Source organism: Tenacibaculum sp. M341 (genome assembly GCF_004337695.1).
Lineage (GTDB): Bacteria > Bacteroidota > Bacteroidia > Flavobacteriales > Flavobacteriaceae > Polaribacter.
Window position 1 is genome coordinate 191,678 of record NZ_SJXJ01000004.1, and the last position, 24,807, is coordinate 216,484.

Consider the following 24,807-nt stretch of genomic DNA (forward strand, 5'->3'; position numbering starts at 1 on the left):
ATACAGACGGAACAATTGATCCGACGACTGTAAGTTTAATCGCACCAGGAGGAGCAACAAATATTATTACTTCAAGTGACGGAGATGTGATTGGTTTTACAGTTCCAGGTGAAGGAGTTTGGAGTTACAATGAAGTAACAGGAGAGATTAGTTTTGATCCAGAGGATGGATTCACAGGCGATCCAACCGACATTACTTATAATGTAAGTGATGATGATGGTAATCAAATCGCAACGCCAGCGAATATTAATATTGAATACTTAGACACGGCACCAGTAGCAACTAACGATATTAATCCAGTACCTACTGATATAGGTGATCCAACTCAAATTAATATTTTAACTAATGACCAATTAGGAGATGGAACAACACCAGATGTTTCAGATGTTACAGTTGATTTAGATCCTGGAACACCAGGAGTTCAAACTTCATTAGCTGTTACTGGAGAAGGAACTTGGATGTATGATTCAGCTACGGGAGTTGTTACATTTACACCAGAGGTTGGATTTGAATTGAGTCCAACTCCAATTACATATGAGCTTGTAGACTTGGATACAGGTGCTTCAGATACAGCAACAATTACGGTGATTTATGAAATTCCACCAGTTGCAGATAACGAATTAAGTACAGGTAATAATCAAGGAGATATTGTTTCAGTAAACATTTTAGATGGAGATACAGATGCAGATGGAACTATTGACGCTACTTCAGTAAATTTAGTAGTACCAGCAGGAGCAACGAATGTTATAACTGATTTAAGTGGAGATATTATTGGATTTACAGTTCCAGGAGAAGGAACTTGGAGTTATGATGAAGTAACTGGAGAGTTAAGTTTTGATCCAGAAGATGGTTTTACAGGAAATCCAACTCCTGTGAGTTATACAGTAAGAGATGATGACGGAAATGTTTCAAATGAAGCATCAGTTACTATTGAGTACAGTCAAGATCCGCCAGTGGCAATGGATGATTCAAGTACTGGAAATGATACAGGAAATCCTGTAACCCTAGATGCGTTATTGAATGATACTTTACCAGATGGTACAACACCAGATCCAGATGATGTTATTTTTGATTTTGTAGTTCCAGCAGGATCAACTGGTACTGTTACAGGCGCAGGTGGTAATACAATTGAATTTACAGTTCCAGGAGAAGGAACTTGGTTATATGATGAAGCTAGTGGAGAAGTTACTTTCACTCCAGAATCAGGATTTACAGATGATCCTACACCAGTAGATTATAATCTAACTGATGTAGATACTGGAGAAGTAACAACATCACCAGGAACTATTACCATTGATTATGAAATTGAATTTCCAATTTCAGAAGATGATGAAAGTTTGAATAATGCAACTGGAAGTACTGCAAGTATCGATATACTAGCTAATGATAACGATCCAGATGGAAATTTAGATCCAGACAGTGTAAATTTAATTACACCAGCAGGAGCAACAAATATTGTTACTGATGCAGATGGAGATGTAATAGGGTTTGATGTACCTGGAGAAGGAACTTGGAGTTATGATCCAGTAACTGGAGAATTAACTTTTACTCCAGAATCAGGATTTGTAGAAGATCCAACACCAATAAGTTATACAGTTGATGATAATGATGGAAATACCTCTAATCCTTCAACGGTAACGGTTGATTATGTAGATGTGGCAGATTTATCATTAACAAAGATTGTGGTTGATGGTGATACAACACCATTGGTTGGATCAGAAATTACTTTCCAAATTACAGTAACTAATGATGGACCTCAGAATGCAACAGGAGTTGAAGTGACAGATTTATTACCATCAGGATATGATTTTATATTGTTTAGTTCTACTGAAGGTACTTATGAGGAAGCAACAGGAGTATGGCAAGTAGGTAGTATTCCAGCAGGTGAATCAGAAACATTATTGATTGATGTATTGGTAAATCCAACAGGAGATTATTTAAACATAGCTCAAGTAACAGCTTCTGATGTGTTTGATATTGATTCTGTACCAAATAATGATGATGGAGATCAAAGTGAGGATGATGAAGATAATGCAATTGTTACTCCAGTAATTTCAATAGCAGATTTATCACTTACGAAGATTGTAGTTGATGGTGATACCACACCGTTGGTAGGGTCAGAAATTACATTCCAAATTACTTTGACAAATGATGGACCACAGGATGCAACAGGAGTAGAAGTAACAGATTTGTTACCATCAGGATATGATTTTGTTTTATTTAGTTCTACTGAAGGAGCATATAATGAAACTACAGGAGTTTGGACAGTTGGTAATGTTGCTAGTGGAACTTCAGAAACGTTATTAATTGATGTATTAGTAAACCCGACAGGAGATTACTTAAATATTGCTCAAGTAACGGCTTCAGATGTAGTTGATGCAGATTCAACTCCGAATAATGATGATGGAGATCAAAGTGAAGATGATGAAGATAGTGCAATAACAACCCCTGTGATTTCAATAGCAGATTTATCATTAACAAAAGCAGTTGTTGATGGAGATGTTACACCATTGGTAGGAGATGAAATTACTTTTGTGTTAACTGTTAGAAATGATGGACCACAAACAGCAACAGGAGTTGAAGTAACAGATTTACTTCCATCAGGATATGATTTCCAAACATTCAGTTCTTCAACAGGAACTTATAATGAAACTACAGGAGTTTGGACTGTTGGTAATCTTGCAAATGGAGATGTTGAAACTTTATTAATAGATGTAAGAGTAAATCCTAGAGGAGATTATTTAAATACAGCAGAAGTTTCAGCTTCTAATGTTACTGATAGTGATTCTACACCAGGAAATAGTGTGACAACTGAAGATGATTATGCAGAAGCATTAACGACGCCTATTCAAAAAGTAGCTGACTTATCTATTAGTAAAACAACAGTTGGAGGAATAACAAGCGCACAGCCTGGTGATCCATTAAGATTCCAGATAACAGTAAGCAATGCAGGTCCTGATAATGCAAGCAATGTTCAGGTGTCAGATTTACTACCTGTAGGTTTTGTATACGATCAATTTAGTGCTACTTCTGGTAGTTATGATGCAGTTACTGGACTTTGGGAAGTTGATGATATACCAGCAAACGGATCACAAACTTTATTTATAGATGTTATAGTTAATACACCAAGTAACACAACAGATGAGTTTGTTAACAGAACAGAAATTGTTGGAGTAGATCAAATAGATCCAGATAGTGACGTGTTAAGCGACGCCTCTGTTGATGATTTAGCAGATGGTTTAGCAGATGATGATGAAACAAGCTTTACTGTTTTAGTTGGAATTGCTGATTTATCACTAACTAAATCAGTAAACAATGTAAATGCTAATGTTGGAGAAGTTGTTACGTTTACTTTACAAGTGGATAATTTAGGTCCTGACACAGCAACGGGAGTTGATTTACAGGATGTATTACCAATTGGATATAGTAACATTGATAACATTAGTGACGGAGGAGTATTGACAGGAAATACAATTGATTGGAATAACTTAACAGTAACCACTTCTGGTTTAACAATCACCTATGAAGCTACTGTTAACATGCCTACTTTACAGCCTGGTGAGTATGAAAATGTAGCACAAATAATTGGAAGTGATCAATTTGACCCTAATAGTACACCTAATAATGATGATGGTGATCAAAGCGAAAATGATGAATCAAGTGCAACTATTAATACGCCAACTGCTGATATATCTGTATCGAAAGAAGTGGATGTGCTAGAGCCAGCTATAGGTGATATAATTAACTTTACAATTACAGTTACAAATGAAGGTAGCATTGCGGCAACTTCGGTTGAAATAAGTGAACTATTACCGTCAGGATATGAGTATATGTCTTCTGTAGCTACAGAGGGTTCTTATGATCAAGTAGGAGGAGTTTGGACAATACCGTCAGTACCTACAGGTGCAATAGTAATGTTAGAGATTGAAGTTAAAGTGTTAGATATAAGTGATTATGAAAACACGGCATCTTTACAATCTTTAGATCAGATAGACGGAAATCCGAATAATGATAGTAATTCAGCAACCATTGATCCAATATGTTTAACTATTCATGATAAATTCTCTCCAAACGGAAATGCAGATAATGAAGTGTTCTACATAGATTGTATTGGAAATTATCCAAAAAATAAGTTAGAAGTATATAACAGATGGGGTAATATCGTATACTCTAAAGAAGGTTATGATAATACTTTTGACGGAATTTCTAATGGTAGAGCAGTTATAAACAAAGGAGAAAGGTTACCAGTAGGAACTTATTACTATGTATTAGATCTAGGAGATGGATCAGATGCAAGAGTAGGTTGGTTATACATAGTTAGATAAAAATAAATCAGATAAAAAAGTTAATAAAAAATTGAAAATGTATTTAAAATTTAAAATAGTATTTGTCTTGTTTTTGGCTGCTTTTACGCTACAAAGTAATGCGCAGCAAGATCCACAATACACAAATTATATGTTCAATACATTGTCTGTTAATTCAGCATATGCAGGTTCAAGAGGACATTTATCTGTTACAGCATTGCATAGAACACAGTGGGTTGGTATTGAGGGAGCTCCGCAAACTCAATCGTTAACAGTGGAGTCACCTATAGGTAATAACCTTGGTTTAGGTGTAGCGATTGTGAATGATAAATTAGGTCCATCCAGAGAAATATATCTGGATGGAAACCTATCCTATACAATTCGTTTGAATAATAAGAGTAGATTATCATTTGGTTTGAAAGCGGGAGCAAGATTGTTAAATGTTGATTTATTTGATGGTTTTCAAACTAATGCCGATGTATCTTCAATAAATAACAGATTTTTGCCTACAGTGGGTGCAGGTATGTATTGGAGAAATGATAAAACATACATAGGTATTTCTGTTCCTAACTTTTTAACCAAAGAGCATTTTGATAGAGATAGCTTTAATAGTAATACTTTTGAGGTAAGTGCCGAACGTTTGCATTATTTTTTAATAGCAGGTAAAGTATTTGATTTAAGTGATTCGGTTAAGTTTAAGCCTGCTTTTTTAGGAAAGTTTGTAGTTGGAGCTCCTGCAATAGTTGATTTATCAGCTAACTTTATGTTATACGATAAATTTAGAATAGGAGCGGCTTATCGTTGGGACGATTCTTTTAGTGGTTTAATAGGGTTACAATTAACTCCGAAATTACTACTAGGATATGCATATGATTTAACAACCACTCGATTAGGAGATTTTAATTCAGGAACACATGAAATTATGTTACGTTTTGAGTTATTAACAAAAGAAAAACAATTAAAATCACCACGTTTCTTTTAAAACATAGCAAAATGAAAAAAATAATTACACTTATAATAGCATTAGCAGCGAGTTTTTCTTTTGCACAAAATTCTGTAGAAGATAATCTATCCGCTAAAACATCTACTAAAAATTCAACACCAAAAGCAGACGAACTTTTTAAAAGAATGTGGTATAAAGAAGCTGCCGCATTGTATGAAAAAGAGTTTGAAAAAATAGATAAGAAAACAACAGATCTTATCAACGACAATAAAGAGTTTATAAGATTATTGGAAAGAGCAGGAGACTCTTATTTTTTTAATACAGATATGAAGAATGCTTATCGTATTTACGATCGATTAATTTCTAATTATTATGAAAAAGTTGATCCAGAATATATTTTTAGATATGCACATAGTTTAGAAGGAGTAGGAAAATATAAAGAGGCAAAGCAATGGATGAAAGAGTTTTCTAAAAGAACTAAAAAAGGAGATGATAGATCTGGTAATTTCAACCAAAATGAAGTTAGTGTTGAAGATATTTTAGCAATTAAACCGCAGTTTATTTTACACAATCTTTCAATAAACGGAGAGTATTCAGATTTTGGTCCAATGTATTACAAGGATAAATTGGTGTATTCATCTGCAATTGATTCATCAAATTATCATACAAGAATTTATCATTGGAACGAGCAACCATTTTTAAATATGTACGTAAGTAATCTTAATGCCATAGAATCTGATGTTAAGAACATTGGTGAATTTTCTGAAAAGTTAAATACTAAATATCATGAAGCAACATTAGCTTTTTCACCAGATTACAAAAGAGTATATTTTACAAGAAACAACTATGATGGTGAATTAGTAAGAGACAGTGATGGTACGAATCATTTAAAGTTATACAGTGCTGATTTAGTAACAAAAGATGATGTTGCAACTTGGGATAACGTAAAAGAATTGCCTTTTAATAGTGAAGAGTATTCTGTAGGACACCCAACAGTTAGTAACGATGGAAAATTACTGTATTTTGTTTCAGATATGCCAGGTTCAATTGGAGCAACAGATGTTTTTGTAGTAGATATATTAAATCAAGAGGGAAATAAAACAAGTTATTCTAAGCCAAGAAATTTAGGAGATAAGGTAAATACAGCAGGAAGAGAAATGTTTCCTTATATAACAGAAAACACCTTATATTTTGCATCTGATGGACATTTAGGTTTAGGAGGTTTAGATGTTTTTAAAAGTTCAATAATTGATGAAGGAAATTTTAATAGTCCTACTAATTTAGGGGCTCCTTTAAATAGTAAAAAAGATGATTTTTCATTCATTATAAAAGAAGATAAAAACAGAGGATTTGTAGCCTCTAATAGAGATGAAGGTAAAGGAGATGACGATATTTATTCGTTTGTAAGGATTCCATTAGCTGATGAGCCAAAAGAGATATGCGAGCAGCAAGTAAAAGGTTATATTTCTAATGCTATTACAGGTGAGCGTATAGGTAATGTTATGGTAACATTATTTGATGAGAAAAATCAGAAGATTGCAAGTACAACTACCGATTTAAATGGAAAATATAATTTTGATACTACATTAGGGTGTAGCATTAAATACAAAGTTGAAGCTTCTAAAACTGGATATGGCGTAAAAACAAAGCCGTTTACTACTGATAGTAAAAATGGTGAAACAATTGTACCATTAGGTTTGGAAACATTAAACGAGTTAATAGTTGAAGAGCAAGGACTGTTAAAAATAAAAATCGGAATTATTTATTTTAATTTAAATAAATCATTCATTAGAAACGATGCGGGAATTGAGCTAAACAAAATAGTTGTTTTAATGCGTCAATATCCTAAGATGATTATAAAAATAGAATCTCATACCGATGCTAGAAATACCGATGCTTATAACTTAGCATTATCAGATAGAAGAGCTAAATCTACAAGAGATTATTTAATTAGTCAGGGTATTGAAGCGAATAGAATTAAAAGTGCCATTGGATATGGTGAGAGTAGGTTAATTAACAAATGTGCAAATGGTGTAACATGTTCAGAAGCAGAACATCAATTAAACAGAAGGTCTGAGTTTATAATTTTAGGAATGTAATAATAACATACTTAACAATAGATTGATAAAAACTTAATAATTAATTTTTTAAGAACTCATTTTAAGAAGGTTACTTTGTATGAATTGTAACTAAAATATACCTTCATAATGAGTAAAATTCAAAATTGGTTTTTCCATAAAATACATGGCAATAAATTAATCTATAACACTTGTTGGGAAGACCCTCGTTGTGATAGAGAACTATTAAAACTCCAGCACGATAGTAAATTAGTAATGATTACAAGTGCTGGAGATAATCTTTTAGATTATTTATTAGACGAGCCAGCAGAAATTCATACAGTGGATATGAATTTTAGGCAGAATGCATTATTTGAATTGAAAAGAAGCTTTATAAATCTTGGTGATTATAAAGCATTATTTCAATTTTTTGGAGAAGGAAATCACCCAGAAGCTAAATTTTATTACGAAAATAATGTAAGAGAAAGTTTGCCTAAATATGCACAAGAATATTGGGATCAGCACATACATTATTTTCAAGGTAAAGGAAGAAGAAAATCTTTTTATTACAGAGGAGCTTCAGGCTTTTTGGCTTTTATGTGTAGAAGATATTTATACACACGAAAAAAAATACGTCAAAATTTAGAAAGCTTTATGTCATCTAATAACTTAAGCCAACAGGCAAGCTATTATTCGATATTAGAAGATAAAATTTTCAATCCATTTATATCACGTTTATTAAATAATCATTTAACAATGTATTTGGCAGGAGTGCCCAAAGCTCAGCAAGCATTGATTCAACAAAGCTATGTTGGTGGAAATGTAGCTTATATTAGAGAATGTTTTAGAAATGTATTTACAAAATTAGATATTGGAGATAATTATTTTTATCAAGTATATCTTAATGGATTTTATACCAAACAATGCTGTCCTGAATATTTAAAAGAAGCACATTTTTCAACGCTTCAAAATCAACAAAAAAAAGCTAAAAGCTACACCACAACTTTAAGTGGTTTCTTAAAAGAAAATCCTGGAGCTTATTCACATTATGTATTATTAGATCATCAAGATTGGTTGGCAGCAAATAATATTCCTGCTTTAGAAGAAGAATGGCGTTTGATTTTAGAAAACAGTAAACCAGGAACCAGAATTTTAATGAGATCAGCTGCAACAGAAATTGATTTCTTTCCTGATTTTGTAAAGAATAAAGTGTCTTTTGACAAAGAATTGTCTGATAGAATGCATACAAAAGATAGAGTAGGAACTTATGCAAGTGTTTATTTAGGAATTGTAAATTAAAAAAATATGCTGCAAGAAGGTTCAATAATACAAAATCAGAGAATTCAAAATTACTATCGTTTTCAATCAATGATTTATGATAGTACACGATGGTCTTTTTTGTTTGGAAGAAATCTAATCTTAGACAGAATAGCAAAAGAAACATCACCTCAAAAAATTTTAGAAATTGGTTGTGGAACAGGTTATAATTTGAAAAATTTGAGTAAAAAATTTCCTAACAGTAAAATTTTAGGATTAGATGTATCAGCAGATATGATTCAAATTGCTCAGAAAAAAAATAAAAATAGTTCCAATATTCAACTAATTGAAAGTCCTTACGGGACTAAAAAAATAAATTTTGAGGGAGAGCAACCAGATGTTATACTGTTTTCTTATATGCTTACTATGGTAAATCCTGATTTTTCTTCAATGATTTTACAGGCATATGAGGATTTAAAACCTGGTGGATATATTGCTGTAGTAGATTTTTATAACTCTAAACACAGTTGGTTTCGAAATCATATGAGCAATCATCATGTAAGAATGGAAAGTCATTTACATCCAATATTAGAACGTAAGTTTGAAGTTGTAAATAGTGACATATTCAATGCTTACTTTGGCGTATGGGAGTATTTTACATTTTTAGGTAAAAAGAAATAAAAAGTTAAGTGGAGTAAACGATTTAGATATATAAATATCGTTTCGGAAAGGATTCAAGTAATTAGTACTTGAATCCTTTTTTTATGCTTCAAAAAAATGAAATTACAGATTTATTTCAAGTAAATACTGTTGTTTCAATAAGAAGAAAAATCAATCATAACATAAAAACCTGCAACCATTGTAATGCATTTTACAATCATTGATAATCAGTTTGTAAACCCTTGATATTCTTCAGATTTTTGACCTGTCAAATAGTTGTAAAAACATAATTAAGATGAAAAGAAGTAAAGATTTAATAGAGAAAAGAAGAAGATTTGTAAGAGGTTATATCAACAAAAATCAAGAGAAACAAATGAAGTTAATAGTAGCAGAACTTTCTGAGAGATTGTTCTTATCAGAGCGTACTATTTATAACATCATGAATCAATAAATATATACCGAATAATCCCCTAAAATTTCTAGAATAGTAAACAAAAACCTCATTCTAAAAAAGTAATGACTGACAATAAACAAACACTACAGCTTTTGTTTCGCCATTTAAAAGAGGTGATGCAATGGAGAGATCAACATCCGAATGCAGATTTAACTGAAGGACCTAGCTTTAATATTCGCATATTAAATAATAGTACTATTGGCAATTTTATTAACGGAAGTAGTATTGCCTATACTCATGAAGAAGTTTTAATGTTATTATTAGCTATTAGTCCGCATGTATATTCAGAATTAATAAGAGAAGTAGCCATGGCTAATAATAGTGCTACTTTCTACTTATATTCTATTATTAGAGCAGATGGAAAGAATGCAGATCCTACAGGAGAAACAGCGCAGTTTTTAGCTTTTGGAAACAATCTTCAAAAGAGAGTTTCTTTTTTAGAGATGTTAGAAAAAAGTGAGTTGTTTAAGGTTTGTGGATTGTATTTAGAAGGAACTTCAAAAGGTAATCCGAAGGTAAGAGGTCGTTTACAAATATATGAAGATGCACTTTTTGCAATGTTACAAGGTAGAACTTTCATTCCTCAGTTTAGTGAAGAATTTCCTGCAAAAAAAATCACAACCAATTTAACTTGGAACGATTTAATATTGCCAGAAGAAACACTAAATGATATTCATAGCATTAAAACATGGTTAGAGTATAACGATGTTTTATTAAATGAGTTGGATATGAAACACAAAATAAAACCAGGTTTTAGAACCTTGTTTTATGGACCTCCAGGAACAGGAAAAACTCTTGCAGCAAGTTTGTTAGGAAATCAAACAGGAAAAGATGTTTTTAAAATAGACTTATCACTTTTGGTTTCTAAATACATTGGAGAAACAGAAAAACATTTATCTAACTTATTTGATAAAGCAAAAAATAAAGATTGGATTTTGTTTTTTGATGAAGCTGATTCTGTTTTTGGAAAACGTACCAATGTAAAAGATTCTCATGATAAATATGCAAACCAGGAAGTATCGTTTTTATTACAAAAAATAGAAGCATTTCCGGGTATGGTGATCCTAGCATCTAATTATAAAGAAAACATGGACGAAGCTTTTATGAGACGTTTTCAATCTGTTATAAAATTTGATTTTCCAAAGCCAGCAGAACGCTATAAAATGTGGACAACAAATCTTCCAAAGAAATTAAAAGTATCCAAAGAGATCAATCTTAAAGAAATAGCAAATAAATACATGCTAAACGGTGCTAATATTATGAATGTGATTCAGGATGTAAGTTTAAAAGCTTTAGCGCAAGGAGATTGGACAATTGTTGAGTCAATGTTGTTAGATAGTATTAAAAAAGAATACCACAAAGAAGATAGAGTTTTTTAGTAATAATCAGCTGAAATTAAAATATTATGAAAGTAAAAGAGTCGAAAAAGGCAAAAGGACACGCTGTTAAAAAGCAAGAAAAAAAAGAAAAAGCAGGGAAAATTCCTGTAAAAGATACTCCTAGTGCTCAAGAAATGATAGATTCTCAATTTTTCTTTGCTAGTAATACAAGTGTTGTTACCGAGGAAAATTATGAGAAAGGAGACTATTCAGGATATTTTAGTACTACAGATGATGATAAATTGATTATTAAAAAAGGAGAAGAAATAAAAAGTAACGGAGTTATAAGTGTTAAGAATATCAGAAATAAAATGGTAGGAGATGACAAGGCAGAGTTTACTTTGAATGCAGTGGTGAGAATTGCTAAATATGTGGCAGATAATGTAGATGGTGTTTCGTATGAAATTCCTACAGATTTATCAGGAGCAACAGCTGATAATGTTAAAATTCTTCCAGATGAAATTGTATTGGGAATAGCATTATTACAAGCAAATGCAGGTGTAGGAATTGATGGAATGCCTGGACCTTCTTTTATTAAAGATGTAATGGGTGAACTTACTGATGTAACTAATTCAGCAACAAGAAAGAAAAAATTCATGAGCGAAGAATCGAATACTTCAATGGTGAATTTAGAAGGAGAAACAATTAATATTCCAGATTTTAATTCGAATGAAGAAACATTGTACGACTTTTTTAGAGATGCTACATTAACAAGAAATGGATTGTGGAGTGATAATGAAAATATAACCAATATTACTGGAGTTAGAAGAAAGTTAGACACAACCTCAACAAAATGGAATGATACTATTGCGGTAAGTTGGATTGCAACTGAAAATGGAGCTACTGTAAAACATGCAAAAGTTTTTTCGGGAACTACAGAGCCAGGTAATTTAAGTGATAACAAAAAGTTAGTACCACAAACCATGATGTTTAAATTAGGATATCATAAATCGAGACAACCTGCTTTAAGAGGACATAGAACACTAACAGAAAAAACAGATGGAACATTACTGTTTGATGTAAAAGATGGAAGAGGTTTAAATGGGCATCCAGGAGGAACAACGGGTAAAATTTTAGGAATGCAAAGTACCAAACTACCTGCCGGAACAGTTTCTACAGAAGAACAGTTTAAGGCAAATTTAATTATTACAGAGTTGTTTAGCATTTTATCGAGATGGGGATTAGATACTAGTAAAACTGCTTATACTAATTTAAAAGAATGGAAAGATAAAAAGGAACTTGTTTTTGAAGAAACGGAAGAAGGAAAAGCAGGAGTGCACAAAGATGGAGAAGAAGATACATCTAAAAAAATAAAGTTAACCAGTAGTAAAGAATGGATTGCTAAATATTGGGTAGTAACTAAAAATGATAGAGAATCGTTATTAAAAATATTACAGAATATAGATGCTGATTTTGAAAAGCCAGAGACATATGATGAAATGACAAAAGATCAAATAAAAGGATTGATTACAGATAGTCATATTGAAAACATTATTAAAAGACAAATTGAGTATTTGCCAGAGTTAGCTTCGGTAGATGGAAAAGCTGGAGGAGGCTTCTTAAAAATAGTGAATGGAGAAAAAGAGAAAATAAGTAGTTTAAAATCAAAAGCAACAGTAGATTATGAAAGAGTGGAAGCTTTGTTTGATGATTTTGATGATAACACCATACTAACAGCCAGTCACGAAACATACATAAAGAATAGTATTAAAATGCAAACTTTAAAGGAAAGAGAAGCATTTGAAAACAAGTCGAATACTTTAGATAATGAAGCTGTAGAGGTAGATGAAAATGTAGGACCTTGGTCAATTTTATGTCAGGTAATTTTTGGTGCAGAAAAATTTTATAAATTTATGATGCAAGTATCAGATAAATCATTAGAAAGCGGTCAGAGAAGATGGTATTATACAATGATAGATTTAGCCAGCTTTAATCCCCCTGCCGCTTCTGAATCAACAGATACTGGTCAAGTAGAAATCAAATAAAACTAAAAATAAATGAATATTTTAAAAAGTAGCTTCAGTTTACTGTTCCTTTTAGTCTTTTTATTACAAGGATGCAACTCTAAACAAGAGAAAAAGGAATCGAAAACAACTGAAATACAATCAGAAAATGTACTAGTTTCTGTAAATGATGATGTGTCTAATCCATCAAAGAAAGTAGCAGCTGTTGTAAAAGAATGTGATTGTAATGTTACAGCTTATGCAATAAAATCTCCTCAAAAGGGAATTGAATTATTCAATAAGAAAAAAGAAGTTGCAGAGAGGGTTTCTTTTAATGAAGGGGAAGAAGAGTTTTTAACTTTAGAATTAGCAAGCTCTAAAGAAGGAATGTTTCAAATTAAAAAACTTGAAGTTGCTTTTGCTGAGACTGCAAACAATAAAAAGTACGAAAACTTATGGATAGAAAGTAAGCATTTACGTGTTTATCTACCTGATTCAGATAAGGAAGTAAATATTTATAGTAATGCAGATGAAAAATCGAAAGTAATAAGCGGAGTTAATCCAACAGAAAAATACACAATTAAAATTGTAAAGTGTTGTAAAAAATGGATTTATGGAATTTACCATAAAGAGAAAACAGGAGAACAAATAGAAGGATGGTTTCGACCAGAAGATATTTGTTCATCACCATTAACAAATTGCTAAAAGCAGCACTTTGTAAAATTTCCATTTAGGAAGAAACAGATACAAAAATTATTAGATAAAAAAACTTTTTTGGAGTCATTAAATGGCTACCACAGGGAATTTATTGCTCAAAAAATAGCAATTAAATAGTTGAAGTAAAGATGAAGTTTTCAATAAAAATTAATCATTAAAGCTGATTAAGAAAAAAGAAATCATATGGAGAATCAAGCCACTAAAGCTAAAGGTAGAGTTGCAAAACCAGCAGCAGAAAAACCGAAGGCTCAAATACAAAAAGAAAACATACCAATAAAAAATAACAAGGAAGGTTTTAATACACCAGTTCCTGTTGTAAATGTTGCTTCGGCAACTGTTGCTGCTCCTATAGCCAAGGAGCAAAACGATGTTAAAGAAGTGCCTCAAGATACTTCGGTTTCTGCAAAAGAAATGTTAGATGCACAATATCCAACACCAACAAATAATAATTTTGATGTTAATGATTATCCGATAGCCGGACCAGGAAAACCAGCTTCAGAAGAAGTTGTAGTACCTAAAACACCAGCAGAAGATCCGAGTTTTAAGGCATTGACAAGTTCTATTAATGCAAATGCTAAAAAGCAACGAAAGCATGAACCAGCTCAAAGTGCTTCTAAAAAAGCGCAAAAAGCAGCAGCTGTTCCAAGCAATGAACGATTGAGTAAAGCACAAGCATCTCAAGTTGAGGTAATGGAACAACAAGAAACAGGAGAATTTAAAGCTTCAGATTTTAAAGAGCAATTAAAATCTAGAATTGCAGAAATGGAATTGCCAAAAGATGAAGAGGCAGCAGATAAATTCAAAGAAAATAATAATCTTTCAGAAGTGAAATCGGCTGCAATGGGTGATGTAAAAACAGCGCAAGATAATGCTGCAGGAGGAATTCCTGAAGCAACATCAGCAGCACCAAACACAGCATCAGTTCCAGTAACAGCAGTTTCTCCTATGCCGAAAGCAATACCTGGTAAAAAACCAGCTATGATTCCTACAGCACAAGCAATGCCAAGTAAGCGATCAGAAGCATCTGTAGAAAAACCATTGCAAGAAGAAACTGCAAGTTTAGATACGCAAATGGAACAACACGGCGTAACAGATGCAATGCTAGCAAATTCAAATGAAGCTTCTTTTAAGAGTGCTTTAGATGAGAAAAATAATGCCAAAGCACAGAGTAAAGCATCAGTTGCATCTTTTAGAAATACAGAAAATCAGGAATTAAATACAGCACAACAACAAAGTCAACAGCAAGTAAATGCTACCTCACAAGGAATGCATACCAATAGAGTAGCAGCATTTAATAAAGTAGCAGGCAATCAAAAGCAGAGTGCTACTCAAAATACGGCAGCAAGAAAGCAAGTTGCCGATAAAATACAAGGACTTTACACTGAAACGAAAACCAAAGTAACGAGTATTTTATCAGCATTAGATACCGCTGTAGCTTCTAAATTTGAAAGCGGAGCCAGAGCAGCACAACAGGCTTTTGAAAATCATATTGAAACCAATATGAAAGCTTACAAAGAAAAGCGTTACGGAAGTTCTATTTTTAGTTGGAAACAACTTCGTAGAGTAAAAGATGCTTTTGTAGGTTTACCAAAAGAGGTGAATCAATTTTTTGAGAGTGGTAGAAAAATATACATTGATACTATGGATAGCTATTTAGGTTCCATAGCAACTTTAGTAGCAAATGAGTTAAACAAAGCAAAACGTACAATCAAGGAAGGTAAAAAATCGGTACAAGACTATGTAGGTGGTTTATCGCCAGACTTGCGTAAAATAGGTCAGCAAGCAGCTAATGAAATACAAAGTAAGTTTGATAGCTTAGAGCAAGATATAGATAACAAGAAAGATACGTTAATAGATGTGTTATCTCAAAAATACTCGGAGGCAGTAGCAAGTGTTGATACTCAAATTGAAGCATTAAAAGAGAAAAATAGTGGGCTGATAAATAAAGCTATGGGAGCTTTAAAAGGTGTATTTGACATTATTATCAAAGTAAAAAATACATTAACCAATTTATTAGCAAATGTAGTTACTGCAGTAGGTGCTATTATTTCAGATCCGATAGGTTTTTTCAAAATGTTAATCACAGGTGTAGGTCAGGGAGTTCAAAACTTTATGACCAATATTGTACAGCATTTACAAAGCGGATTGCTAGGATGGTTAACAGGTGCTATGGGGAGTTTAAGCATTCAAATGCCAGAAAATATTTTCTCGTTAAAAGGAATTTTCTCATTAACTACTCAAATTTTAGGTTTTACATGGAGTACTATTAGAACTGTTGGAGTAAAAGTTGTAGGTGAACCTATTGTAAAAGCCTTAGAAACAGGTTTTGAAATGGTACAAATTCTAAGAGAAAAAGGAATAGCAGGATTGTGGGAACATTTAAAAGAACAGTTTCAAGATTTAAAAGAAACGGTTATTGGTGCTATTAAAGACATGTTAATGTCTCAGGTAGTCCAAGCAGGAATAAAATGGATTCTAGGTTTACTTTCTCCAGTAGGAGCTTTTGTCAAAGCAATTATGGCAATTATAGATGTAGTTAAGTTTTTCATACAACGAGCTTCACAAATAGCAGAATTGGTAAGTGCATTTACAGAATCTATTGCAGCTATTGCAGCCGGAAAAGTTGGAGCTGTGGCTAAGAGTATTGAAAATGCATTAGGAAAAGCAGTTCCTGTAGTAATTGGTTTATTGGCATCTGTATTAGGTATTGGAGGTTTGGCAAATAAAGTGTTAGGAATTGTACGAAAAATAAGAAAGCGTGTAGAAAAAGCATTATTTAGCTTATGGACTAAAATTAAGAGTGCTGGAAGGAAGGTTTGGAAAAAACTTGGTTTTGGTAAGAAGAAGGAAGAGAAGGAAGGTGACTTATCTAAAAAGGAGCAGTTTTTGAATTTAGTAGAAAAAAAGAAGATTAAAAAAGAATTTGAAACTGTAGATCAACATACACATACTTTATTTCTTAGAAGAAAAGGCAATAGTGTAGAATTAATGGTTGCAAGTAATCCACAAACTTATAAAGAGTTTATAGGAGATGTAGATCTTGATGATCCACAAAAAAAGACACATAAAACAACTGCTATTGGTATAGCTAAAAAAGTTGATGCAAAAATAAATGAAAGACTAAAAGGTGATACTAAAGAGGAAAAGAAAGCATCTAAAAAGAAAAAAGATGCAGAATTTGAAGCTTTACTTTTAGAATTAAGTAAGCCTACGGGTATACTTTTCGGAGTAGATCGAGAAGATCTACCAGAGACAGAGGTTCAACATCGTTCAAGTACCATAGGGGGCGCGAAAATGGCTACAAAAATGTATGCGAAAAGACTGACTCAAAAAGGAATAAAAGGAGGGAAACCAAATGACGACCGACACAAAGTTATGGATGCTTTGTTAGTAAGAGCAGATGGTAATGGGAGTTATTATGTAAGAGGTCATTTACTTAATATGGAACTTCATGGACCAGGAACATGGGAAAATTTAACTCCATTATCTCAAACAGGGAATAAAAATCACTTAAGAGAAGCTGAAAAGGCTATAAAAATAGCTGTGAATTCTGGTGCTATTGTTGATTATACTCTTATTGTTAAATACGGAAGATCTATACAACCTTTTGAAGATACTAAATTGGAACAAGCTGGGTTTGTTAAGAAGGAAGATAAAGATAAAATGAATAAATTACGTGTTGCTGAAGCTTCTGTACCAAACCATTTAGTTTTAAGGTCATATTTATTGAAAAAAGAAGGTAATGATTTTGTAAGGGATAAACTTTTAGTAGAACAAACCAATGTTCAAAATCCAGTTGAAACTAATATTGAGTCTTATAAGGTAGATAGAGAAAAGAGAGAGAAAGTAAGTCTATCATCTAGTACACCAGAAGTCATAGCTAAGAATACAATATTAGATTTAGATGAAGCTATTATTGTAAATAAAGCAGCAAAAGCGATTTCTTCTTTGAGGACTTATGAACAAATTATAGATTTTCTTCCTCAAATAGAGAGTGATTTAATTAAACTGGAAGATTTAGTAGAGAAGATTAATGATGAAAATATTAAGGGATATTTGAGAAAACCAGGGAATAATGTAACTTTATAGTAATTATAACAAGACAATAAATCAGAATGGAAAAACATCGTTTTAATAAATATTTACAACATTATGTTCGAAATGAAAAGAAACAAGGAAGAGTGTTTAGTTATGACTATATCTCCTCTATGGGGAGTATTTATGAAAGTCATTCAGAAATGGAACGTTTAAATGCAGTACATGAAGGTGTAGAAGATTTTTATAAAAATGTAAAAGATGGTTATGGTTTTCAATGGCAAATGGATGAACAACGTACTGTAAGTGGAAGGATAAAATTTACGGTATTTGAACAAATGATTGGAGACTGGAAACGGATTGTTTATTTTGATGATGAAGATTTACAAATTAATCCCGATTTAGAATTTTTTAAACCGTTGGATGTGCCAGCTGCAGAGCATAGAGTTGGTTTTATAATGAGACCTAACGAAATAGATCCTTATCTATATTATCAAGATGCTGGAGAAACAGATTTACACCTTTTAGATTTGGATTTTAAGGGGTATACAGAAATGGCTTTAGAAGCCAAAGTTTTTAGGTATTGGCAAGTTGTTCTATTGCATTACGATGGTAGAAAATTAGGTGGACCAGAGACAGATAATTTTAAAAAATTTATGCCTCAAATTTTTCCTGATTTTAGTTGGGATAAATTCATAGAAAAATATGAATCAGTAAGATTATCGAAAAAATAATTATAGTATAGAACACACAAAAGCTCAAAAGAAAAAAAACTCCATTAAAAAGCTATTACCTAAATACCTTTTTTAGGTATCCAATTATAGAAAAAAATAAAAGAAAAATATACTAGCACTAGACTTAGGATCTAGTGCTAGTATTACACAACTAGTATCCAAAAACAAAAGATTGAGTCTGATTAAAAAGACAAAATATATGCTATAACAAATGTTACAGCAGTAGATTTTTAGTGCCAAAATTTTAATGAAACTATGGCAATAGTTAAAGTCTATACATTAAAAATGAGTGATAAACGGAAAAATAAAAGAAGAGTAAAATAATGAGTACAACGAAAGAAATAATGAAAGCCTATTTTGAAGCAGGAAATGTTCCTGCTCAAAATCATTTTACGGTGTTAATTGATAGTTTTAAACATGTAGATGAACAAGAAACTATAAAAAGTTTCGCTATTAATTCAAAAGGAGATTTAACCATCAATTTAGCTTCTGATAAAAAAATACAAATAGAAGAGTTTATACTACCTTCTAGTATGCCTATTAGTTTTGTAGATAGTTTACAAAAAATGATAGCAAACAATACAACTTTAAAAGAGCTGAATGATGTTGTTGCAATTTCTAATTATGGTATAAAATATACATGGGCTACACAAGAAGAGCGTGAAGCTCAAACAGGAATGGGACAATTAGAACAAGGTCTCCAAAAAAACACGAATGAAGTATATCAGTATACAGGAAGTAAATGGGAGTTAATTTATAACTTAGAAATAGATCATAAGCACGACGATCGTTACTATACCCAAGAACAAACCGCTGAACGATTTTTAGAAAAGAATGAAAAGGCTGTAGACAGTAATAAGTTAGACGGATTAGATAGTACTGATTTTTCAAGAACAAATCACGATCATAGTTGGTCTGAGATTAAAGATGTTCCTACATCATTTCCGGCATCTAATCATAATCACAACGATTTATATTATACAGAAACAGAAAGTAATGCACGCTTTTTAGGAAAAACAGCTAAAGCTACTAATAGTGCTCAATTAGATGGAAAAGAGAGTTCTTACTTTGTAGCACTTACTAATATTGTTGATGATTTAACTTCTACAGCCGAAAACAAACCATTATCTGCAAATCAAGGTAAGGTGTTAAAAGGACTTATTGATGATATCAATGCCATCCTTTCAAGTGATGATACAAAATTAGATGAAATTCAGGAGATTGTAAATTACATCAAACAAAATAAATCAGAGTTAGAAAATTTAGGTATTTCTAGTATTTCGGGTTTATCAGCAGCACTTTCAAATAAAGAAAATGCTTTTTCCAAAAATACAGCATTCAACAAAGATTTTGGTACAACTGCAGGAACAGTATCGGCAGGAAATCATCAGCATAAGTGGTCAGAAATTAAAGAGGTGCCTACAACGTTTCCAGCTGCTACTCATAATCATAATGATTTATACTATACAGAAACAGAGAGTAATGCACGTTTTTTAGGAAAGACAGCTAAGGCTGCAGATAGTGATAAATTAGATGGTCTAGATAGTTCGGCTTTTCTTCAAGATATTAGTAATTCGTCTAACGGTGTTACAGTTTTAACCCCGAAAGATGCTGCTTTTTCAACATCAAGCAGTTCTGTTAAAGGAGCAATTAAAATTGATTTGCCTGTAGGTTGGAGTAATACAATGATGAAATTGCATGTAGATATTTTCGATTATACAAATAATGAGAGTATTTCTTTAATTTTATCAGGATACAACTATCAATCAAAAAGTTGGTATAATACTTCAGCACAAATATTAGGTTCTAGTATCAGTAGAAATTTTACTGTTCGTTTTGGTCATGAAGAAGAAAAGCCTTGTATTTATATCGGAGAAATTACATCTACTTGGGCATATTTAAAGACTGTTATTACCAAAGGGATTTTTGGGTACAGTAACTTTCAAAAAGAAAAATGGTTAACTGGTTGGGGTATTAGTTTGGTTGAAGCTTTTGGAACCATACAAAGAACTCATACTGAAACTTTAGTTACTGCTTCAAATAGTATGAAATTAGAAGGGTTAGATAGTGCTGCTTTTGCTAAAGCATCTCATAATCATAATGATTTATACTATACAGAAGCAGAGAGTAATGCGCGTTTTTTAGGAAAGACAGCTAAGGCAGCTGATAGTGATAAATTAGATGGTTTAGATAGTTCAGCTTTTGCAAAAACATCTCATAGTCATAACGATTTATATTACACAGAATCAGAGAGTAACGCTCGTTTTTTAGGAAAAACAGCTAAGGCAACTGATAGTGATAAATTAGATGGTTTAGATAGTTCAGCTTTTGCAAAAACATCTCATAGTCATAATGATTTATACTATACAGAAGCAGAGAGTAATGCCCGTTTTTTAGGAAAGACAGCTAAGGCGATAGACAGTGATAAATTAGATGGTATAGACAGTACAGCTTTTGCTAGACAAGAAATTATACCTACTAGAACTCTTAAAAAAGGATGGTATACTATTGCTGTTAATAGCGGAAACAGAGCAAGTGCAAAATTTATTTTGGCAGGAGCAAAATCAGGAAGTCATCAAGCAGTTCATTTTTATGGAGCTCATCACTATGGAGTGGGTAATGTAATAACTGTATTATCGAATAGTTTCTATTCAGGGAAAAATTTTGATGGTATTCGAATCAAAGAAGGAGGAGTATATAACGGAGCCATGTTACAAGTACATATTGAAGCAGATGATTCTGTTGTTAGCGGATTGATATTGGAAGACTTTCAAACTTCAGGTTGGTTAGTTAAAAATTGGGTTCCAGATGGTACTGATCCAGGAAATGTTTCTAGTTTCGAATTATTAACGAATATAGCTGCTGAAATAAGTTTAAGTAAGACAAGAGGAGTTAATTCATCGGAAGAGATTTTTGTTAAAGATAGTAAAGTACTAAAAGAAGGAGAAGATATTATTTTAACTGATAAGGAGTTAAAATGGCTAGAAAATACTGATGGAGCTGCTATTGGATTTAAAAATGAATCTGATGCAGATACTGACAGCTATTTATATTTTAAAACTAGTGACAATAAAAATGAATATTTTAAATGGATTCATACTAGTGGAGGGGATAATGAATGGATGCAATTAAAACAAGGAGGTTTAAAAGTTTTAGGTAACATACATTCAAATAATAAAATAGTAGCAACGCAAGAATGGGCTAATGGAGCATTTTTAGGAAAAACAGCTAAGGCTTCGGACAGTGATAAGTTAGACGGATACAATTCGGCATCAACAGTAACTGCCAATACTGTTCCTGTAAGAGATGGTGCTGCAGATGTTCATGCAAGATTATTCAGAAGTAATTATCAAACTCAGGGAAGTATACCTGCTGGGGCTACAGTTACTATGCGTATTAGTACCACAGATAATTATTTACGACATGTAACTAAAGCAGGGTTTTCTGCTTGGCTAGGAAAAGTAAATGATAGTGATAAACTAGATGGATTAGATGGAGCTCAGTATAATCATAAACTTTATAATGTTAAGAACTATTTAGGAGCAGGCTATATTTCAGGTGGATTAGAAAAGCCAGATTGGTTTGGTAGTGGTAGATTACAGTTACAAATGTTACGTAATACCAATGTTGGTGGTTCAAATACTTGGAACGATGTACTTTGGTTAAGTAGTTATACAGGAGGAGATGTTAAAAAGAGTAATGCATTAATTTTTGGAAAGTCTACACCAAGTGTAGGTTTTACTCAACAAAATTATGATGCTACTACATGGGGAAAATATTATGAATTTTTTCATACTGGAAACCAGGGAGCTGGAAGTGGTTTAGACGCAGATAAACTAGATGGAGTTCAAGGAGCTCAACTTCTTAGAAGTGATGTAGATGATACATTTACTGGGAAACTTTCTGTAGGATCTACTAATACTCGTCAGGCCGGAATTTATGGAGTTTATGATAGTAAAAAAATAGGTCATATTTGGTCTATGGGAACAGCATATAAAATTGCTGCTGATGGTACTGATTTTGGAAATTTATATGGTTTTGCATACAAGCACACAAATAATACTACAGGAGGTGCCATGGCCGGAGGTCATCAAGCAATTTGGTGTGAAAATGGAGTTCCAAAGGTAGCTTTAGGAAATAGTGGAGTTTGGACTTCAGGAAAAATTGCTGCTACAGGAACTGTTTCAGGTAGCGATATTTACGCTTCAGGAACTTATTATTACGGAGATAATAAACGTATTATACAGTTTTCAGATAGTTGGTTGAGATTTAATCCTGGGAATAATTTTACAAGTGGTATTTACTGTGGAACTTCAACATTAAGAACAGATAAAAGGTTAGAAGTAGGGAGTAGCGGATCTGCTTTTTATGCTGATGATAAAGGGAATGGTAGATTTAAAGCAAATTTAACAGTAGGAAACCAATTAACAGTTAGTGGCGCTGTTTTGGCAACAGGAGATGTTGTAGCTTTTTCTTCTTCAGATAAAAACCTTAAAGACAACATTAAGAAAATTGAGAGCCCTTTAAGTAAAATAGATAAGTTATCAGGAAATGAGTTTATATGGAATGATAAACAAACTGCTCATAAAGAAGGAAGTAAAGATTATGGTGTGATTGCTCAAGAAGTTGCAGATGTATTGCCAGAAGCGGTAAGGAAAAATGAAAATACAGGATATTTATCTGTACGATATGAAAAATTAATTCCGCTGTTAATAGAAGGAATGAAAGAGCAACAACAGCAAATAGAAGAACTTAAAACAAAACTTTATGGCACTACCAACTAGTGGAAGAATTACAGTAAAAGATATTGTAACTGAAATGGGGAAGCCAACCAGAACTAATGTTAGTTTAAATACGTTGGCTAAAGAATGGTATGATTATACAGGAAACCTTGTCTTTGCTAAGAGTGAACATAAATTAAGTGATTGGCGTGGTCTTGTATGGCGACCTTTATTAGAAGTTTTAAGAATTAAACCTACGCAAATAGAGAGAGTTCCTATTAATGGAGGAACTTATTCAATTGCAGTAACAGCCAGTGGACCGTGGACAGCCTCAATAACAAGAGGAGGAACTGAAGCAACTCTTAGTTCGGCTTCAGGAAATGGAAATGGTTATTTTAGGTTAACAGTTAAAGGTTGGTATGATGGAGGTATTGATCAACTTCAGTATTTGTCTGGAGATGTAACAGTAAGATCAGGAACTAAATCTGTTGTTTTAAGATGGTATAGATCTGATTTACTTTTAGAAGAAGAATTATTAGAAGATTTTAGATAAAATAATAAATAAAGAAATAAATATGGAAATGCAACAATTAGAATTATTAGCCTCTTCATTAAGAGTGTTAGGTTTAAATTTGGAAGTACCAACATTAGATGTGATTTTAACTTTACGTAATAAGTTAGAAGATAAACAAGCAGACATCTCGTTAGCGGAAATACATAGTTTAAGTGTAGAAACAATGAGTAAGTATAATACTGGTAAGTAGTAAGCTAGTAATATATATACATTGATTTTTAAAAACTGCCGCTCGATTTTTTTCGAGCGGCAGTTTTAACTATAAATATTTTGATAAATACTTAGAAAAGGAAATTGTGATATGAATAATGTTGAAGAATATATAGACTATCAAGATTTATTAAAAAACTCTAACATTCCTAAATTTTTAGAAAAGAAACTAGCAAAAGATCATTTTTTAATAATAAAGTCTTTTCCATTAGAGCTAGATGTTTTAAAAAACTTCATGAAAGATTTTACAAAAAATAAAGATGTATCTGAATTACTATTAAAGAGAGTAAAAAGTTATAAAATACCTTCGTTAGATAGAAACGGATATGAAATTTTATCTTCTACTTATCATAAGTTTTTATTACATACTGATTCTTATTTTTTGAAGAAACCTCACAGAATTATTAGTTTACTTTGTTATAAAAACTCAGTTGAAGGAGGAGAAACATTAGTTGCTCCATTGAAAGATATTTTAGATAAAACACCTTCATGTTTAATAAATAAACTTCAAAAAATATCGGCGTTTAAAAATTTTAATAGACCTGTTTTGTCATTCGATTCAGAGGAAAGAATTTATTTCAATTTAAGAGAAATCAAACAACAAATAGAAAAAAAGATTTTTTCATTATCAGAAGAAGAATTAGAAACCTTGGTTGAGTTTGATAAAGTTTTGGAAAGGATAGCATTAAGGGTAAAATTAACACCAGGTGATTTGATTATATTTCATAATCATAAATGTCTTCATGGAAGAAATGGTTTCAATAAAAATTCTGATAGAGAACTTGTCAGATGTAAAATAATGTGAGTTTTTTAGTATTT

15 protein-coding genes are annotated in these 24,807 nt (G+C 32.2%); all 15 read left to right on the top strand.

The window, feature by feature from the left end; genetic code table 11:
- Window positions 1–4,325, top strand: a 4,325-nt coding sequence (locus EYW44_RS22135; RefSeq protein WP_165872171.1) for a gliding motility-associated C-terminal domain-containing protein, incomplete at its 5' end; no start/stop codon positions are given.
- Window positions 4,326–4,362: 37 nt separating this feature from the next.
- Entirely contained in the window at window positions 4,363–5,286 is a 924-nt protein-coding gene (locus tag EYW44_RS06105; protein ID WP_306766631.1) for a PorP/SprF family type IX secretion system membrane protein, read from the top strand.
- 11 nt (window positions 5,287–5,297) lie between these two features.
- Window positions 5,298–7,346, top strand: a complete 2,049-nt coding sequence (locus tag EYW44_RS22770; RefSeq protein ID WP_132722786.1) for an OmpA family protein — start codon at window positions 5,298–5,300, stop codon at window positions 7,344–7,346.
- 108 nt (window positions 7,347–7,454) lie between these two features.
- Window positions 7,455–8,603 (top strand): DUF3419 family protein, encoded by a 1,149-nt coding sequence (locus EYW44_RS06115; protein ID WP_132722787.1) that lies wholly within the window; start codon window positions 7,455–7,457, stop codon window positions 8,601–8,603.
- A gap of 6 nt (window positions 8,604–8,609) precedes the next feature.
- Window positions 8,610–9,242, top strand: coding sequence for a class I SAM-dependent methyltransferase (locus EYW44_RS06120; protein ID WP_132722788.1), 633 nt, complete (start codon window positions 8,610–8,612; stop codon window positions 9,240–9,242).
- A gap of 274 nt (window positions 9,243–9,516) precedes the next feature.
- On the top strand, window positions 9,517–9,672 hold the full coding sequence (locus EYW44_RS22140) for a hypothetical protein (protein ID WP_165872172.1): 156 nt from the start codon (window positions 9,517–9,519) through the stop codon (window positions 9,670–9,672).
- A 65-nt stretch (window positions 9,673–9,737) separates the two neighbouring features.
- A complete protein-coding gene (locus EYW44_RS06125; protein WP_132722789.1) occupies window positions 9,738–11,054 on the top strand; it encodes an ATP-binding protein in 1,317 nt (438 codons plus the stop codon).
- 26 nt (window positions 11,055–11,080) lie between these two features.
- On the top strand, window positions 11,081–13,039 hold the full coding sequence (locus EYW44_RS06130) for a hypothetical protein (RefSeq protein ID WP_132722790.1): 1,959 nt from the start codon (window positions 11,081–11,083) through the stop codon (window positions 13,037–13,039).
- Between the two features lie 12 nt (window positions 13,040–13,051).
- On the top strand, window positions 13,052–13,702 hold the full coding sequence (locus tag EYW44_RS06135; protein ID WP_132722791.1) for a hypothetical protein: 651 nt from the start codon (window positions 13,052–13,054) through the stop codon (window positions 13,700–13,702).
- Window positions 13,703–13,897: 195 nt separating this feature from the next.
- The gene (locus EYW44_RS06140; protein WP_132722792.1) at window positions 13,898–17,803 is read left to right on the top strand and encodes a phage tail protein; all 3,906 of its coding nucleotides are present in this window, start codon (window positions 13,898–13,900) and stop codon (window positions 17,801–17,803) included.
- 26 nt (window positions 17,804–17,829) lie between these two features.
- Window positions 17,830–18,483, top strand: a complete 654-nt coding sequence (locus tag EYW44_RS06145) for a hypothetical protein (protein ID WP_132722793.1) — start codon at window positions 17,830–17,832, stop codon at window positions 18,481–18,483.
- Window positions 18,484–18,806: 323 nt separating this feature from the next.
- On the top strand, window positions 18,807–23,267 hold the full coding sequence (locus EYW44_RS06150) for a tail fiber domain-containing protein (protein ID WP_132722794.1): 4,461 nt from the start codon (window positions 18,807–18,809) through the stop codon (window positions 23,265–23,267).
- A complete protein-coding gene (locus tag EYW44_RS06155) occupies window positions 23,251–23,757 on the top strand; it encodes a BACON domain-containing protein (RefSeq protein ID WP_132722795.1) in 507 nt (168 codons plus the stop codon). The genes EYW44_RS06150 and EYW44_RS06155 overlap by 17 nt, the downstream gene beginning before the upstream one ends.
- A gap of 28 nt (window positions 23,758–23,785) precedes the next feature.
- A complete protein-coding gene (locus EYW44_RS06160; protein WP_165872173.1) occupies window positions 23,786–23,968 on the top strand; it encodes a hypothetical protein in 183 nt (60 codons plus the stop codon).
- 111 nt (window positions 23,969–24,079) lie between these two features.
- Window positions 24,080–24,793 carry a TauD/TfdA family dioxygenase gene (locus tag EYW44_RS06165; protein WP_132722797.1) on the top strand — a complete coding sequence of 238 codons (714 nt, stop codon included), beginning with the start codon at window positions 24,080–24,082 and terminating at the stop codon, window positions 24,791–24,793.
- Window positions 24,794–24,807 lie beyond the last annotated feature (14 nt).

What these genes read in the sequence shown, in the direction of transcription:
- EYW44_RS06105 (WP_306766631.1), top strand. Translation starts at nt 4,363, where the DNA reads ATGTATTTAAAATTTAAAATAGTATTTGTCTTGTTTTTGGCTGCTTTT.
- EYW44_RS22770 (WP_132722786.1), top strand. Translation starts at nt 5,298, where the DNA reads ATGAAAAAAATAATTACACTTATAATAGCATTAGCAGCGAGTTTTTCT.
- EYW44_RS06115 (WP_132722787.1), top strand. Translation starts at nt 7,455, where the DNA reads ATGAGTAAAATTCAAAATTGGTTTTTCCATAAAATACATGGCAATAAA.
- EYW44_RS06120 (WP_132722788.1), top strand. Translation starts at nt 8,610, where the DNA reads ATGCTGCAAGAAGGTTCAATAATACAAAATCAGAGAATTCAAAATTAC.
- EYW44_RS22140 (WP_165872172.1), top strand. Translation starts at nt 9,517, where the DNA reads ATGAAAAGAAGTAAAGATTTAATAGAGAAAAGAAGAAGATTTGTAAGA.
- EYW44_RS06125 (WP_132722789.1), top strand. Translation starts at nt 9,738, where the DNA reads ATGACTGACAATAAACAAACACTACAGCTTTTGTTTCGCCATTTAAAA.
- EYW44_RS06130 (WP_132722790.1), top strand. Translation starts at nt 11,081, where the DNA reads ATGAAAGTAAAAGAGTCGAAAAAGGCAAAAGGACACGCTGTTAAAAAG.
- EYW44_RS06135 (WP_132722791.1), top strand. Translation starts at nt 13,052, where the DNA reads ATGAATATTTTAAAAAGTAGCTTCAGTTTACTGTTCCTTTTAGTCTTT.
- EYW44_RS06140 (WP_132722792.1), top strand. Translation starts at nt 13,898, where the DNA reads ATGGAGAATCAAGCCACTAAAGCTAAAGGTAGAGTTGCAAAACCAGCA.
- EYW44_RS06145 (WP_132722793.1), top strand. Translation starts at nt 17,830, where the DNA reads ATGGAAAAACATCGTTTTAATAAATATTTACAACATTATGTTCGAAAT.
- EYW44_RS06150 (WP_132722794.1), top strand. Translation starts at nt 18,807, where the DNA reads ATGAGTACAACGAAAGAAATAATGAAAGCCTATTTTGAAGCAGGAAAT.
- EYW44_RS06155 (WP_132722795.1), top strand. Translation starts at nt 23,251, where the DNA reads ATGGCACTACCAACTAGTGGAAGAATTACAGTAAAAGATATTGTAACT.
- EYW44_RS06160 (WP_165872173.1), top strand. Translation starts at nt 23,786, where the DNA reads ATGCAACAATTAGAATTATTAGCCTCTTCATTAAGAGTGTTAGGTTTA.
- EYW44_RS06165 (WP_132722797.1), top strand. Translation starts at nt 24,080, where the DNA reads ATGAATAATGTTGAAGAATATATAGACTATCAAGATTTATTAAAAAAC.